General features: G+C 59.0%; 13 protein-coding genes and 1 pseudogene. 8 read left to right on the top strand and 6 right to left on the bottom strand.

Going from position 1 to position 13935, the window contains the following annotated elements:
* The first annotated feature begins 9 nt into the window (after positions 1-9).
* Positions 10-795 (top strand): enoyl-CoA hydratase, encoded by a 786-nt coding sequence (locus AB4Y32_RS32150; RefSeq protein WP_368725183.1) that lies wholly within the window; start codon positions 10-12, stop codon positions 793-795.
* A 312-nt stretch (positions 796-1107) separates the two neighbouring features.
* Positions 1108-2295: an NO-inducible flavohemoprotein gene (gene hmpA / locus AB4Y32_RS32145; RefSeq protein ID WP_368725221.1), complete on the top strand. Its 1188-nt coding sequence runs from the start codon at positions 1108-1110 to the stop codon at positions 2293-2295.
* A 132-nt stretch (positions 2296-2427) separates the two neighbouring features.
* Here hmpA and AB4Y32_RS32140 read toward each other — a convergent pair whose 3' ends face one another.
* From AB4Y32_RS32140 to AB4Y32_RS32130, 3 genes and pseudogenes are all read right to left on the bottom strand, one after another.
* On the bottom strand, positions 2428-2631 hold the full coding sequence (locus AB4Y32_RS32140) for a hypothetical protein (protein WP_368725182.1): 204 nt from the start codon (positions 2629-2631) through the stop codon (positions 2428-2430).
* 141 nt (positions 2632-2772) lie between these two features.
* Positions 2773-3237, bottom strand: a complete 465-nt coding sequence (locus AB4Y32_RS32135; RefSeq protein ID WP_368725181.1) for a DUF3331 domain-containing protein — start codon at positions 3235-3237, stop codon at positions 2773-2775.
* 258 nt (positions 3238-3495) lie between these two features.
* Positions 3496-3953: pseudogene (locus AB4Y32_RS32130) on the bottom strand (TolC family protein); the annotation flags it as partial.
* A gap of 778 nt (positions 3954-4731) precedes the next feature.
* Between AB4Y32_RS32130 and AB4Y32_RS32125 the strand changes: the two are divergent.
* The 4 genes from AB4Y32_RS32125 (at position 4732) to AB4Y32_RS32110 (ending at position 9575) form a co-directional block, all read left to right on the top strand.
* Entirely contained in the window at positions 4732-5919 is a 1188-nt protein-coding gene (locus tag AB4Y32_RS32125) for a reverse transcriptase N-terminal domain-containing protein (protein WP_439899871.1), read from the top strand.
* 352 nt (positions 5920-6271) lie between these two features.
* Positions 6272-7681: a group II intron reverse transcriptase/maturase gene (gene ltrA, locus AB4Y32_RS32120; RefSeq protein WP_368725180.1), complete on the top strand. Its 1410-nt coding sequence runs from the start codon at positions 6272-6274 to the stop codon at positions 7679-7681.
* A gap of 77 nt (positions 7682-7758) precedes the next feature.
* The gene (locus AB4Y32_RS32115) at positions 7759-8400 is read left to right on the top strand and encodes a group II intron maturase-specific domain-containing protein (RefSeq protein WP_368725179.1); all 642 of its coding nucleotides are present in this window, start codon (positions 7759-7761) and stop codon (positions 8398-8400) included.
* On the top strand, positions 8391-9575 hold the full coding sequence (locus AB4Y32_RS32110; protein ID WP_368725178.1) for an IS110 family transposase: 1185 nt from the start codon (positions 8391-8393) through the stop codon (positions 9573-9575). Before AB4Y32_RS32115 ends, AB4Y32_RS32110 begins: the two co-directional genes overlap by 10 nt.
* Positions 9576-10042: 467 nt before the next feature.
* On the opposite strand, the gene AB4Y32_RS32105 is transcribed toward AB4Y32_RS32110, so the two are convergent.
* Positions 10043-10999, bottom strand: coding sequence for a hypothetical protein (locus tag AB4Y32_RS32105; protein WP_368725177.1), 957 nt, complete (start codon positions 10997-10999; stop codon positions 10043-10045).
* Between the two features lie 404 nt (positions 11000-11403).
* Between AB4Y32_RS32105 and AB4Y32_RS32100 the strand changes: the two genes are divergently transcribed.
* Positions 11404-11631 (top strand): hypothetical protein, encoded by a 228-nt coding sequence (locus tag AB4Y32_RS32100; protein WP_368725176.1) that lies wholly within the window; start codon positions 11404-11406, stop codon positions 11629-11631.
* 10 nt (positions 11632-11641) lie between these two features.
* Here AB4Y32_RS32100 and AB4Y32_RS32095 read toward each other — a convergent pair whose 3' ends face one another.
* Positions 11642-12103, bottom strand: coding sequence for an Rrf2 family transcriptional regulator (locus tag AB4Y32_RS32095; RefSeq protein WP_368725175.1), 462 nt, complete (start codon positions 12101-12103; stop codon positions 11642-11644).
* Between the two features lie 277 nt (positions 12104-12380).
* Here AB4Y32_RS32095 and AB4Y32_RS32090 point away from each other — a divergent pair, with 277 nt between their 5' ends.
* Complete coding sequence (locus tag AB4Y32_RS32090) at positions 12381-13463, top strand: alkene reductase (protein WP_368725174.1); 1083 nt, start codon at positions 12381-12383, stop codon at positions 13461-13463.
* Between the two features lie 111 nt (positions 13464-13574).
* Here AB4Y32_RS32090 and AB4Y32_RS32085 read toward each other — a convergent pair.
* The coding region (locus AB4Y32_RS32085; protein WP_368725173.1) for an EAL domain-containing protein at positions 13575-13935 on the bottom strand (361 nt) is incomplete at its 5' end.

Below are 13935 nucleotides of genomic sequence, written 5' to 3'. Positions count from 1 at the left end.
GAGCAAACCATGAGCGACATTATCACCGAGCGTACGGGCGGAATCCTTCGGGTCCAGCTTAATCGCCCTGCCCAGAAGAACGCGATGACGTCCAGCATGTACACGAGCCTGGCCGACATCCTCAACGAAGCGGACAAGGACGACGCGATCCGTGTCGTGCTCTGGCACGGCGCCGGAAACGCGTTCTGCGCGGGCAACGACGTCGGGGATTTTCTGAACAATCCGCCGAGGCTTGGCGCGTTTCCGCAGGGCCTCCTGATGGAGGCATTCGTCAGGTTCGAGAAGCCGATCGTCGTGGCCGTGCAAGGCGCGGCGATCGGCGGCGGAACCACGATGCTGACTCATTGCGATTTCATCTACGCGGGCGAGAGCGCCAAATTCCAGCTGCCGTTCATCAACCTTGCGCTGGTGCCGGAATTCGGATCGAGCTTTTCGATACCGGCGCGCGTGGGCCGTCTCCGGGCGGCCGAATTGTTTCTTCTGGGAGAGCCTTTCACTGCTCAGCGGGCGGTGGAGTTGGGCCTCGCGACTCGCGTGGTGCCCGACGGAGATCTCCTGGCGACTGCGACCGCAACGGCACAGAAGCTGGCGGCAAAACCGGGCGGCGCGTTGCGGGCGAGCAGACGGCTCCTCAAGCAGGCTTCGGTTGGCCGGCTCAAAGAAGCGATAGAGAGTGAAAACCAGGAGTTCATGGAGCGGGTGAGTTCGGCAGAGGCCAAGGAAGCGCTCTCGGCCTTCCTCGAGAAACGTCCGCCAGACTTTACGAAGAGCCCGACGCACGGGACGGCCGAATAGTCCGTGCTCGCAGCACTGTACTTCGCAGCGTTCGTCATCACCGTAAAGCCGGATGCGCTTAGCGCAGTCCCGGCATCGACGAAGCAAGTGCATTTGCAAAATGCCGGCGTCTGGTGCGCCGGGATGCCGTAGCGAACCCGAATGGTTGGCGCGGTGATTGTGCGCGACCTGCACTCTGATGAAACCAGCCATGAACCCGATGGCGTCAACGTCGAGTTGGACGTGACGCCTGTCCAATCGACTACGCCTTCTGCCTTCTTGACGGAGGCAAGACGATTCGCGACATCTCAACCGCTCACGAGAAAGATTCCCATGTTGACCGATATTCAACGCGACATCATAAAGGCCACCGTTCCGGTGCTGGAAACGGACGGCGAAGCGCTTACCCAACATTTCTATAAGCTGATGCTCGACGGGTATCCGCAGGTGCGCCCACTGTTCAACCAGACTCACCAGGCCAGTGGCTCCCAGCAACGAGCGCTTGCCAACGCCGTACTCACGTACGCGCGCAACATCGATCACCTCGAGGCGCTCGGCCCGCTTGCAAAACGGATCGTGAGCAAGCACGTTGCGCTGCAGATCCAGCCCGAGCACTACCCGATCGTGGGCGCGTGTCTGCTGCGTGCGATTCGAGAGGTGCTGGGTCCCGACGTCGCGACCGATGCAGTCATCGAGGCCTGGGGTGTGGCCTACCAGCAGCTTGCCGATATCCTGATGGGCGCTGAGCGTCAGGCTTACGACGCGCTGGCCAGCGCGCCCGGCGGATGGCGAGGTGAACGTGCGTTCCGGGTGGTCCGCAAAGTCCCGGAAAGCGCGGAAATCTCTTCGTTCTACCTGGAGCCGGTCGATGGCGGTCCGGTACTCGACTTCACTCCAGGCCAGTACATTGGGCTTCGCCTGAACGTGAATGGCGCGGAAATCCGCCGAAACTATTCGCTGTCGGCCGCGCCTAACGGACGTAGCTACCGGATCAGCGTGAAGCGCGAGCCAGATGGCGTCGCTTCCAACTTCCTTCACGACAAGGTGGTTGAAGGAAGCATCCTGGAGCTTTTTCCGCCTGCTGGCGAGTTCACCCTCCGCGACAGTGACGAGCCACTTGTACTAATCAGCGGAGGTGTGGGAATCACTCCAACGCTGGCGATGGCCGAAGCGGCTTTGCACCGCAGCGAACGGGGTGTCATATTTATCCACTACGCGCGCAATGCGTTGGTGCATGCCTTCGCTGATGTACTCAAGGCATGGCATGCCCGTTTTCCCCGTTTTCAATCGTACGTCGTCTATGAAGCGACCGAAGCACGGGAAGCGCCTGCCCCGGACGGGGTAGGCCGGCCAACCATGGAGCAGTTGCGGCACTGGCTTCCGGCCGACCGAAACTTCGACGCCTATTTCCTCGGACCGAAGCCGTTCATGGCCTTCATCAAGCGGTCGCTGCGCGAACTGGGCGTACCCGAGGATAGAAGCCGGTACGAGTTCTTCGGTCCGGTCGAAGAACTAGACTGAGACGGGATCTGGCCGGCCACAACCGGGTCGGCCAGGCCGCCATCGACGGCGGCAAGCTGTTGCCACGTTTTCAGCGGAGCCGCACAAACGTACGATCGCAATTAAAATTCAGAGCGCAGATCAACGCGCCTTTCATCGTTGAGATTGCCAGTCCGAATCACCGCCATCGGCGCCGCGATCCCGAACTGCCTTGCTTTTCGCCATTCGTTTCCAGCGCCTGAACCCATGCAAGCCGAAATGACAATCGAGACTGGCATCGAGTTCGTGTGCATAGGTGACGTTCGAGACGAAGGTCATGCCAATAGCGAAACATCGGGGCAGTTTAGAAATCTTCACTCGTGACATCTCCCCGGGCGCGCATGTGGACGTCACTCACTCTCTCACTCACGCGCACCGTCAAACTGGCGGGACAAACGCTATGCCGAGGTTATGTCATGTACGCTCATGAGTCTGAGTCGGAACATGTCAGTACCAACGTCAAATAGCGCATGCCGCAGGCGTCAAACCGTCAACCGCGGGAACTGAATCTTCGCGCACTACTGCCGCGAGAATCATACGATCGCAATTCGCGGGTACATACGATTCGCAGGCACGCGGTCGGAACACGGAATCGCCGGGATAGATGCGCATGCCAGTCAACACGCAAAAGGACGAACTGCGTGCAACACCTTTCCGCCACACCTGATCAGCGTAGTGTCCGGATTGCGAATCGCTCCAGCGGACACTGAGCGTTTGCGATGTAAGCTGCTCGACAATGGAAACTCGAGCCGGGACCGGTTCTGCAACGACAGGCTCAAATGTCCTCGTCGCCGTGGGACCGCTCCGGCGAAACTTCTTCTTGCGGATGTATGCATTCGCCGTGGACTCCGACGCAAATGATTCCGGAGCCAAAAGAGCAATCAGCGCTCGTCGCACGATGTCGTCCTCATTTCGAAATGTCATAGCTTCACCTTTTCGGAAGTAGTCGCGATTGGCAACCAGACCGCCGAGGCAACGCCTCCGTCGCTCGCGACTTTTACAAAGATGCGAATGCATTGAACGGTGCCATTAACCATCCCTCAAAATGGCCACATCGAATGTCTTTCAGGAAGCAAGGGTAGGCTGATGTCGATGCACAGCACAATTGAACGATGGTGTTAGCCACAACGCGGCTTCCAGTCTCCGCATCACGGCTCACGTTCGCTGGCGCCGCTGACCTCCTTAGCCGATGCCCGGAGCGTCGGCAGGCCGCTGTTCTTCACCTGAGTGCACGATACAGATCGACAAGGCTCGTCAGCCGCTGCATCCTCGCGGTGATCAATGACTGGCGCGAAGCGTACGGGTGATTTTGAGCGGTCAGTACCGACAGATGGCTGACGCCTCACCGGTACCGCAGCTCCGACAGTTCGAGCCGACGCTGTTCAGCTAGCGTGTCATGCTGCCGGGCCTCGATCTCCTGATCGTACGTGCCGCGCGCCGCAAACCCGTCAGCCACTTCGCGGAACGCGGTCTGGATCGCCCTTTCGTATTGCGCGACCTGGATCTTCTTCTGCACGTTGGCCAGATCGAGGTTCGCGCGGTTTTCGCCACCCTGGAAAAGCGGCGTGCGGTCCAAAGGCCCACGCCGCGGAACCCGGCTTGAACAGCCCGCCCAGCGACGGACTGAGCGTGCCGAGTGATCTGCCAGCCTCGAGTGCGAGTCGCCGAGCCTAAACGGTCGGGTCCCGCCATGCATCATCGGCTTTTATCACGCGCTTCGAGGAGAGCATCGGGTTGGTACGGCCACCCGCGCAAATATGGGCCCCTCAAACGGGTAGTCAGCAGATGCTTGATTGCAAAGACAATTTATACAGGGCCACAAGGCCGACCCGCCCCAGGCTTAGGTGCCCCTGACCGGAAAATCGCTCGAAAATCAAAGGCACCCCGAGTCGGGCCGCAGCCCCCTACCGCGCGAGCGGTTTAGGCAGTATGACTTTCCGTGGCCAGCGGCTGGCCCACCGTGAGGAATCAGACGCGGGTTAGCATTGCTGCCAGAGCCGCACGGTGTGCACGAGGGCGACACCCGGCGATTTCCAGCAGGGAGGCCAGCATGGGACACGATAGCACGGTGTACGTCGGTCTGGATGTTCACGTGCGACCTGAAAGTCGCTTGAGTTTCTGTTTCACTGGAGAAGGTATGACCTGATGAAACCGGTTGTTCCATCAACCGTTCCCTACCCGGACATGCTGAGCCGGCAACAGCTTGGTATGAAGCTCTGGGGACAACGTAGCCGCCGGGTAACCGGTACGCCGAACCGCGAGGAGAGGCGAAATCTGCCAGCACGAAGGTGGAGAGGAGCAAGGGACGCGCGGGTACGACCAACATATGTGAACTTCCGATAAACGTCGTCACCAGGAAACAAGCCAAACGTGCTGACGGGCTTGGACCAAAACGGTACGCGGTGTGGAGTGGTCCTCGTGAACTGGGCCACCATGGACGACAAGCCGCCGGCGAATAGGAAGGGTCCGCCCCGCTCGGAAATTCATGCGGAACAGGGTAAGCCCATAGCGCTGCCGGCAACGGCAGGCGAACCGCAAGGAACGCTGTTGGCGCTGTGGGTAGAGGAGCGCGGAGAAAGCGAATGCCCGGCTGTAATGGACGGGATACGGGCTGAGACATTGCCCGACGCGAAAGCGGGCAGACTTCCGCGTGGTCATTCATGGCGAGATAACCTTGACAAATCGTTATACGGGGGAAAGCAGATGACGGCAATGGACGCGAAAGCGTTTGACGCTGGTGCGCCCTCGCGCGCTGCGCAGATGTGGGACCATGCAAACTGGTCGCACATTGAAGCAGAGGTGAAACGACTTCAGTTGCGTATCGCCAAGGCAGTTCGGGACGGCCGATGGGGCAAGGTGAAAGCATTGCAGCGTCTGCTAACCCGCTCGCATGACGGCAAGATGCTCGCTGTCAAGCGTGTGACGGAGAATCGCGGCAAGAGAACGCCGGGGGTGGACGGACGGATCTGGTCATCACCGGCGGCCAGATGGAAAGGAATGTTGTCGCTACGACATCGAGGCTATCGAGCGATGCCGCTGCGGCGTGTCTACATTCCCAAGAGTAACGGAAAGAAGCGTCCATTAGGAATCCCGTGTATGCGGTGCCGAGCGATGCAGGCTTTGTGGAAGCTAGCTCTGGAACCCGTCGCAGAGACCCTGGCAGACGCCAATTCCTACGGCTTTCGGCCCGAACGCTCGACCGCCGATGCCATCGAACAGTGCTTCAACGTTCTGGCCAAGCGTGCTTCGCCAGAATGGATTCTGGAGGGTGACATTCGAGGCTGTTTCGACAACTTCAGTCACTCCTGGTTTCTGGAGAACATACCGATGGACAAGGAGGTTCTGCGCAAGTGGCTTCAAGCCGGATATATCGATGAGGGAACCCTGTTCGAGTCGCAGGCGGGTACACCCCAAGGGGGTGTCATCTCGCCCGTGATCGCGAATATGGCGTTGGATGGGCTTGAAGCGGCAGTCCATACAAGTGTGGGAACATCCACACTTGTCCGCAGAAAAGCTCAGATCAACGTCGTCCGCTATGCCGATGACTGTGCGCCACGAAGGCGCGAAGAAGGAGCTGTAACTCTTCTGAGCAGCCATGCTGCATGAGAGATGAGGACTGGCCCCTCGGTGTCGGCGTACAGGCGCAGGCACCAAACCACCCACTGCTGCTGCGTTAAAGAGACGTGGTGGTGCGCGAGATGGGAAACGGTCGGGCGAGACCCGATCAGGTACGAATCGAAGAGACGAACGCGAGTGAACCGCTGATGATGTGTCGAAAGCGTATAGACGATGTCGAAACCACGGGGGAGTCATTACTGTGGGACAAGTGCAGGGGGCGGCCTGTTGACTGCCTGCGCGGCATCCGGCATGAAGGCGGCGTGAAGTCGATTCAGGCTCTCATGTGGAACGTGGGAACCTGTCACCCCGATGCGAAGGGAGACGCGCAAATGGAGGCCCCATGAGCGCCAGAGTACCGATGCGGGGTACAGGGACGGAGCAAGCCGTAGTAGCTAAGAAGGATCGTAACGGGTCTGGAGCGAAGGGCTTGCCCTATCGAGCTGAAGCTGAGGCGACAACCGTGGGCGGCGACGTCCACGGGAGGATCGCGGAGGCAACGGCAAAGCCGCTTCCCATAAGCAAGCGTCAGGTATGGGAAGCCTACAAACTGGTGAAGGCCAAAGGTGGTGCGGCAGGTGTCGATGGTCAGACGCTCGAGGAGTTCGACGAGGACGTGGGAAACAACCTCTACAAACTCTGGAACAGGCTGGCTTCAGGCAGCTACATGCCGCCGGCGGTCAAACGTGTGGAAGTCCCCAAATCCGGGGGCGGGATTCGCCCGCTCGGCGTGCCCGCCGTGTCGGACAGAATCGCGCAGACCGTGATCAAGCAGGTCGTGGAGCCGGGGTTGGATCCGTTATTTCATGAGGATTCCTATGGTTACCGGCCGAGGAAATCGGCGCGGCAAGCGCTGGCGCAGACGCGTAAGCGCTGCTGGAAATATGCATGGGTAGTCGAGATCGACATCAAAGGGTTCTTTGATAACATCGACTGGGAACTTCTACTCAGGGCGGTACGTCACCACATCAGCGAACGCTGGGTTGTGATGTACATCGAGCGCTGGCTGAAGGCTCCGGTGCAGATGCCAGATGGAGAGGTGCAGGTACGGACACGCGGTACACCCCAGGGTGGTGTGGTCAGCCCAATCCTCGCCAATCTGTTTCTGCACTATGCCTTCGACAAGTGGATGCAGCGGCATCATGAGGATATACCATTTGAACGGTATGCCGACGACGCGGTGTGCCACTGTCACAGCCTCGCCCGGGCCCAAATGCTTGTTGACCAGCTGCGGGACCGCTTTGCGCAATGCGGGCTGGAACTGCATCCGCAGAAGACGCGGGTTGTTTACTGCAAGGATGCGGACCGACGAGGAGATTACCCGGACACGAGCTTTGACTTCCTTGGCTTTACGTTCAGGCCACGGTTATCGAAGAATCGACACGGCAAGACTTTCGTCAACTTCAGTCCGGCGGTTAGCGCCAAAGCTGCAAAGTCGATTCGTCAGGAAGTCCGAAGCTGGAACCTGCAACTACGCAGTGACAAGGCCTTGGATGACCTGGCGCGCATGTTCAATGCGGCGATCCGGGGGTGGGTCAACTACTATGGTGCCTTCTACAAGTCGGCGCTATATCCGACCCTACGACAGATCGATCGCAAGCTGGTATTGTGGGCGACCCGTAAATTCAAACGGCTGCGTGGGCACCGTCGTCGGGCGAGCCATTGGCTCGAACGGATTGCACGCAAGCACACGCGGCTCTTTGCACACTGGCCGCTGTTGTGGGGACAGGCTTCGGTGGGAAGAGCCGGATGAGCGGAGACGTTCACGTCCGGTTCCGTGAGCACCCGAGGGGGCAGTTCCCTCGGGTGACTCGACTCGTGGTGACTGGCGTGTCGAAAGATGTGCTGGAATCCCGGGTGCTTCCGGCAGTCAGGCAGTTCATGGCGGCTCGGGGTCTGGAGCTCTCGGAAGAGAAAACCCGGATCACGAACATAGCGGCGGGTTTCGATTTCCTCGGCCAGAACGTCCGCAAGTACGACGGTAAGCTGCTGATCAAGCCCGCGACCAAGAGCATCAAGTCGCTGCTTGACAAGGTCCGGGGCATCATCAAGGACAACGCGAGCGCCACGCAGGAGGCGTTGATACGCCAGCTAAACCCTGTGATCCGGGGATGGGCCCAGTATCACTGTCACGTCGTGTCGAAAGTGACCTTCTCCTCAATCGACTCACACATCTGGCAACGGCTCTGGAAATGGGCGAAGCGTCGACACCCCATGAAAGGAGCCCGGTGGGTCAGACAACGGTACTTCCGGCGTGACGGATACCGGTTCTGGGATTTTGCGACAAAGGGTTCAGCCGAGGGTGACACCTGCGGTCTGCAGCTCTTCCGTGCAGCGACGGTTGTGATTCAGCGGCACGTCAAAATCCGCGGGCTGGCCAATCCGTTTGATCCAGCATGGGATACCTACTTTGCCCGCCGTCGAATCGCGAAACGCTCCGCCAGGTTGCCCGGTGCCACCCCATGGTGCTGAAGCAATGGCTTGAGCCGGATGCGGGGCGACCCGCACGTCCGGTTCTAAGGGGGCGGCGGCGCAGTGATGCGTCGCTGCTACCCGACAAGGAATCGATCACGGCAGCCTATGCCGTTGCGATAGGCGAGGTCGAATTGCTGGGCAAGATCGGCACTTCGAAGACGGACATCGATCGCCTTTGTCAGCGCATGCAGTCCAAGGCGACGCACGTCCGCATCGTCTACGAAGCAGGGCCATGCGGCTATAACATATACCGGCAACTGGTGCAGAAGGGATTCGACTGCATGGTATGTGCCCCGTCGCTCATTCCCAGGAAACCGGGCGAGCGTGTCAAGACCGACCGCCGCGATGCGTTCAAACTCGTGCGCTCGTTGCGCGCAGGTGATCTCTCGCCAGTCTACGTGCCTGGTGTCGAAGATGAAGCGTTCCGGGACCTGGCTCGCGCATGGGCCGCCGCCAAAGCGGATCTCAAGCACGCACGCCAGCGGCTCAAGTCCTTTCTGCTCTCTCATGGTATTCGTTACACCGGCAGCGCGAACTGGGGGCCGGCACATCGAAGGTGGATTAGCACCTTCGCGTTCCCCAACCACTGGCAACAGCTGGCCTTTGACGAGTGCCGCCGTACCATCGAAGACAGGCTCGCACAATGCGACCGCCTCGAAGCGGCACTACGCGAGGCTGTCGTCAACTGGCGCTTCTATCCGGCTGTACTGGGATTGCAGGCAATGCGCGGCATCCAGTTCACCACGGCCGTAGGTATGCTCGCCGAACTTGGCGACCTGTCGCGATTCGAGCACCCGCGACAGCTGATGGCCTGGCTCGGCGTGACGCCATCCGAACAAAGTTCAGGAGACCGGCGCCGTCAAGGCGGCATTACAAAAAACGGGAACAGCTATGCAAGAAAGCTGCTCGTGGAAGCTGCTTGGAGTTACAGATACCCCGCTCGGGTGAGCCCGGACATACAACGTCGCCATGAAGGAATCCCGAAGCCGATCATTGACCGCGCATGGCATGCTCAACTGCGACTATGCCGGCGATATCGCAAGCTCGCAGCGCGCGGCAAGAATGTGAACACAGGGGTGGTTGCCGTTGCGCGAGAGCTTGCGGGGTTCATCTGGGACATCAGCAGACTGGCGATGTCCCTCGCCATACCGAAGGATGTCAGACCAAGCTGACACCACATTAACTTGAACCAGGACACGGCGAGTTTCCTGAAGGCGGCGTAGCCCGGCACCCGAGTAACCCGCGATCGGACTATGCAACACATCTCATGCGACTTGCGACTTTAGGTAGCGGCAGGCTCATAGGGCGGACCACAGTAATGCGGTAACCAACCCGCGGATATCAGTATGACCCACCGTCGAGACGTACTGCTACGTCGCCCTCAGTAAATTCAGATGCAACAAGACCCGAAAACCGATTGCGATTGACACGGAAAGTCATATCAGTCCGATCGGCCTCAGCTGACATTCAGGCTCACCGTTTGTAAGTCCGCTTCAGGTTGCTTTCCTGTCGTTCTGACGTGCACGACCGCGAATGACTCAGTTAGCGTCAGCGAACGCGTACTCTCGACCCATAAAGACGTTCGCAATTCCCGAAAGCTGACACTCACGAATTGCAATCGAAGGTAACTTCTGCACGCTTAGCTGTCGGAGGCGTAGGGCAGCAACGCAAACGGCTTCCCGACGGCGCTTGCTATCGTCGCAACGAGTTCACTCAGATCGTCAGGCCCTTCCGCCTCGCAAATCGTGAGATTTTTTAATTCACTTTGCGACGTTTTACTTCGGCACTGCACCTGTAGCCATGAACCACCAGGTCCTTTTGCCGGTTGTACTCGCACAACTTCAAATTGAACTACATCGTCCATCGGCACTATGTAGAGTTCCGAACCGAAAGAAACCAGTACAGAACAATCATCCGAGCGGCCGATCCATCTATGCTTGGTCCCGATATCCCCATCGAGTAATCGAATGAACTCCAGTTCACTCTGAGGAGCGGGTCGACACGGGGCGCGCGTCATCTCTGACAAATCAACAGGGATAGGGGCTACCGGCACAAAGCTTTCGATCGCGACTTTATCCTCAGCGCTGCACGGACGACGATAGCCAGTTTTGATGCCTACATGGCACGCTACCTTTAGCCTCGGCTCCCTTACGTGGGTCGGATTCGTAGCGGGAAACTGCTGCATCTCGGGCGGCCAGACATACAGTTCCACCGAGGCGGGACCAAACCTCCACTCATGACCCAGGGTGTTCGATGTTCGTGTTGCTTTGCCCCCTCCAAGGACTGGCACCAGTTGTTCTACGGTATGTTGGAGGTTGTCTCGAGCATCGTCCCCGAAATAGGTATTGCCCGAAAATTCGGTAGCAGGCATCGCTGCAGAAAATTGAGGAAAAACCTGAGCTGAAAGTGGCCAAAGCAAGCCGCGCACAAACGGGAGTGGCGTGGGAATCTCAATCACGTTCCAACTGTAAGCGGCGTGTTGTCGTGTTCCGAATTTCTCCTCCAACGAACTACGTGAGCAATTCCAAGGAAGGCCTATCGCAGTTAAATAGTCATGCAATGCGGTTTTAATCGGAAATGCGTGGTCTGCTTGCATGCTCCCCTCGGTATTACATGGCGATAGTGAGTTCGGTTTTCAGCGATCCCCATCGTCGCCGTTAAACCTCTCGTCCGGCCGTCCAGCGCTCTGGTTCATAACAGGGATTTGCCGCCTTCCGGCACGTATTGAGCTTCGATTGTCGACTATCTACACTGCGATGTCGACTGACCGTTTCTGGCCGGGAGTACGCGTCCATCCACGTCGCCGGAAATTTGCGTAGAACTCGGCGATTGCGGACGTTCGGCGATGGGGGGCGATGCTTTCCATGGCGGCATGGCGGTTCACAACTCACAAGGCCCGAAGCTCAGCGAGGGCGCGCGCTTCCGCTTCACGACCTTCGCTTTCCCGTTGAAGCGGAAGTCACCGGAAATGTACCGCCTGCTGACGGTGCACCCGCGCGCGTGGCGTGGCATGGCTGGGTGGAAGGCGACGCGCAGTCGCGTCTCGACCCGCATCACGCGTGGCTGTTCGAAGATCTGCCGGGCGGCCGCGTGCACATCCTCACACGAGAGACGCAGAACGGCACGCCTGCGAAAGAACTGGCGCAAACGCGGCCGAATCCGATGATCAACGGCCGTCAGGAATGGCTCGACGTGCTGGTTGCCGCAACGCGACGCGCGGGCGGTTGATAAGTCTGGTCTACGGGTGAGTTTGACGCGCGTCCGATCGTTGCGATTCAAGAATCTCTTCAAGTACCGCTGCAACCGTTTTCGATGCCAGCGTCGTTCTCACGGTGTCCTGAATCGAATCGTAGACGTGGCTCAACGTCGAGCCGATACCTCGCCCGACGGGGCAAATCTGACTAGGTTGTGTTGGATGCAACGCGAACTGGCTGCCCTCTTCGAGCGCATCGAAGACATCGAGCAGCGAGATCAGTTCGGCTGACCTGGCGAGACGCCAGCCCGCATTGATGCCGCGATAGCTTTGTACGAGCCCGGCTTTGGACAGCACACCAAGTGTCCGCCGGATAACAACAGGATTGGTCTTCACGCTCGCGGCGATCCGCTCTGAGGTGACAGGATCGTCAGGATGATTGCGTGCGGCAAGCGCCATCCAGGCCAGAATGTGGGTTGCCACCGTAAGGCGGCTATTCGCGCTCATATCACAACCCAATGATCCGTTCAGATATAACTATATTAGTTACATCCAAACCTGTCAAATTGCTTCCGAACGGAAATCGCCTCCGTACTTTGGTCTGGCGGTAAGGACTCGCGGCGCCCTCAAGCAATCGAACATCGCTCTATTGCGAAATTTGAATCTTGTCGTTACGATACGACTCGACTACGATGTAACAAATGTAGTTACATCATGTGAGGTTGTAGTGCACATCAAACGCGCGGTGCCACCGCTCATTGAAAATCCAGACAAGGTTCACGCAATGTCCACACTCTTCGATCCGATCCAGATCGGCGCACTGAAGTTGCCGAACCGCATCATCATGGCGCCGCTCACCCGCATGCGTGCTTTCGACGAACGCGCGCCCAGCCCGCTCAACGCGCAGCATTACGCGCTGCGCGCGAGCGCGGGACTGATCATCACGGAAGCCACGTCGGTGACACCACAGGGCGTTGGCTATCCGAACACACCGGGCATCTGGAGCGAGAAGCAGATTGAAGGTTGGAAGAAGGTCACGTCGGCCGTTCACGCGAACGGCGGCCTGATCGTGTCGCAGTTGTGGCACGTCGGTCGTGTCTCCGACCCGGTCTACCATGACGGGCAAGCGCCCGTCGCGCCGAGCGCGATCGCACCGGAAGGTCACGTGACGCGCATTCGCCCGATGCGCGGTTACACGGTGCCGCGCGCACTGGAGACGGATGAGGTTCCCGGCATCGTCGAAGATTTCCGGCGTGGCGCGGAGAACGCGAGACGTGGCGGTTTCGACAGCGTCGAACTGCATGCGGCGAATGGCTATCTGTTCGACCAGTTCCTTCATGACGGCTCGAACAAACGGACGGATCGCTATGGCGGCTCGATTGAAAACCGCGCACGCTTTCTGCTCGAAGCAATTGATGCGCTGCTCACCGTATGGCCCGCCAAACGCATCGGCGTGCATCTGAACCTGATGTCAAGTTCGTATTCGATGCACGACTCGAATCCCCGTGCGCTGTTTCGCTACGTCGCGGAACAATTGAACGCGCGTCACATCGCGTTCATCTTTGCGCGCGAATCGCTGGATCGCGGCGATGAGCGCATCGGGCGCGACGTGCGTCGCATCTTCAATGGCGCGTATATCCTCAACGAAGGCTTGACAAAGGAAAGCGCCGAGCAGGCCATCGAACGCGGAGAAGGCGACGCTGCGGCATTTGGGCGTCCGTTCGTCGCCAATCCTGATCTGGTCGAGCGGTTTCGAGTCGGCGCAACGCTGAATGCGATCAACCCGGAAACCATCTATACGGACGATGAAGCGGGCTACAACGACTATCCGTTGCTTGGTGAAGTCGCTGAAGCCACGGGCGGCTAGAAAGCTACTGTAAGCGGCCGGTCGGGTGGCCGCCTTATTCCGAAACCCAATCGGCGGAATGACGTCACGTCGAATCGGCATGGCCCGGATATGGTTGTCTCGCGTCGTTTTCTAGGCAGGGGTGGCTCCAAATGGGGTGGCTTTCGTGTCCGCCTCGCGAGGCGATGAGCATGGCCGATGCTTTTGCACCCAGCGCGCGAAGTCGCGAGGTGCGAGCGGCGGCGAGAACAGAAACCCTTGATACAGATGGCAGCCGTGTGTGCCCAGAAAATCGCGCTGGGCATGCGTTTCCACGCCTTCGGCGGTAACGGTCAGCTTCAGGATTTCACCGATGTGGATCATCGTTGAGCGTGAGCACGTAAATCGATGGGAATTCGGGGCGTTTTGAGCAGCTTGCGTGATGTAGCGGAGGGGATCTCCCTCAGGCATCTTGCACAAACGACGCCCAAGGGAGAGTCTCTTGTCTGCCAGA

The organism is Paraburkholderia phymatum (genome assembly GCF_040965635.1).
Taxonomy (GTDB): Bacteria; Pseudomonadota; Gammaproteobacteria; order Burkholderiales; family Burkholderiaceae; genus Paraburkholderia; species Paraburkholderia phymatum_B.
The sequence above is the reverse complement of the archived record's forward strand: the minus strand, read 5'-3'. Positions and strand labels throughout refer to the sequence as shown.

Excerpts from the sequence above, each read along its gene's own strand:
- AB4Y32_RS32150 (WP_368725183.1), top strand. The coding sequence starts at position 10 with ATGAGCGACATTATCACCGAGCGTACGGGCGGAATCCTTCGGGTCCAG.
- hmpA (WP_368725221.1), top strand. The coding sequence starts at position 1,108 with ATGTTGACCGATATTCAACGCGACATCATAAAGGCCACCGTTCCGGTG.
- AB4Y32_RS32135 (WP_368725181.1), bottom strand. The coding sequence starts at position 3,237 with ATGACATTTCGAAATGAGGACGACATCGTGCGACGAGCGCTGATTGCT.
- ltrA (WP_368725180.1), top strand. The coding sequence starts at position 6,272 with ATGAGCGCCAGAGTACCGATGCGGGGTACAGGGACGGAGCAAGCCGTA.
- AB4Y32_RS32110 (WP_368725178.1), top strand. The coding sequence starts at position 8,391 with ATGGTGCTGAAGCAATGGCTTGAGCCGGATGCGGGGCGACCCGCACGT.
- AB4Y32_RS32105 (WP_368725177.1), bottom strand. The coding sequence starts at position 10,999 with ATGCAAGCAGACCACGCATTTCCGATTAAAACCGCATTGCATGACTAT.
- AB4Y32_RS32095 (WP_368725175.1), bottom strand. The coding sequence starts at position 12,103 with ATGAGCGCGAATAGCCGCCTTACGGTGGCAACCCACATTCTGGCCTGG.
- AB4Y32_RS32090 (WP_368725174.1), top strand. The coding sequence starts at position 12,381 with ATGTCCACACTCTTCGATCCGATCCAGATCGGCGCACTGAAGTTGCCG.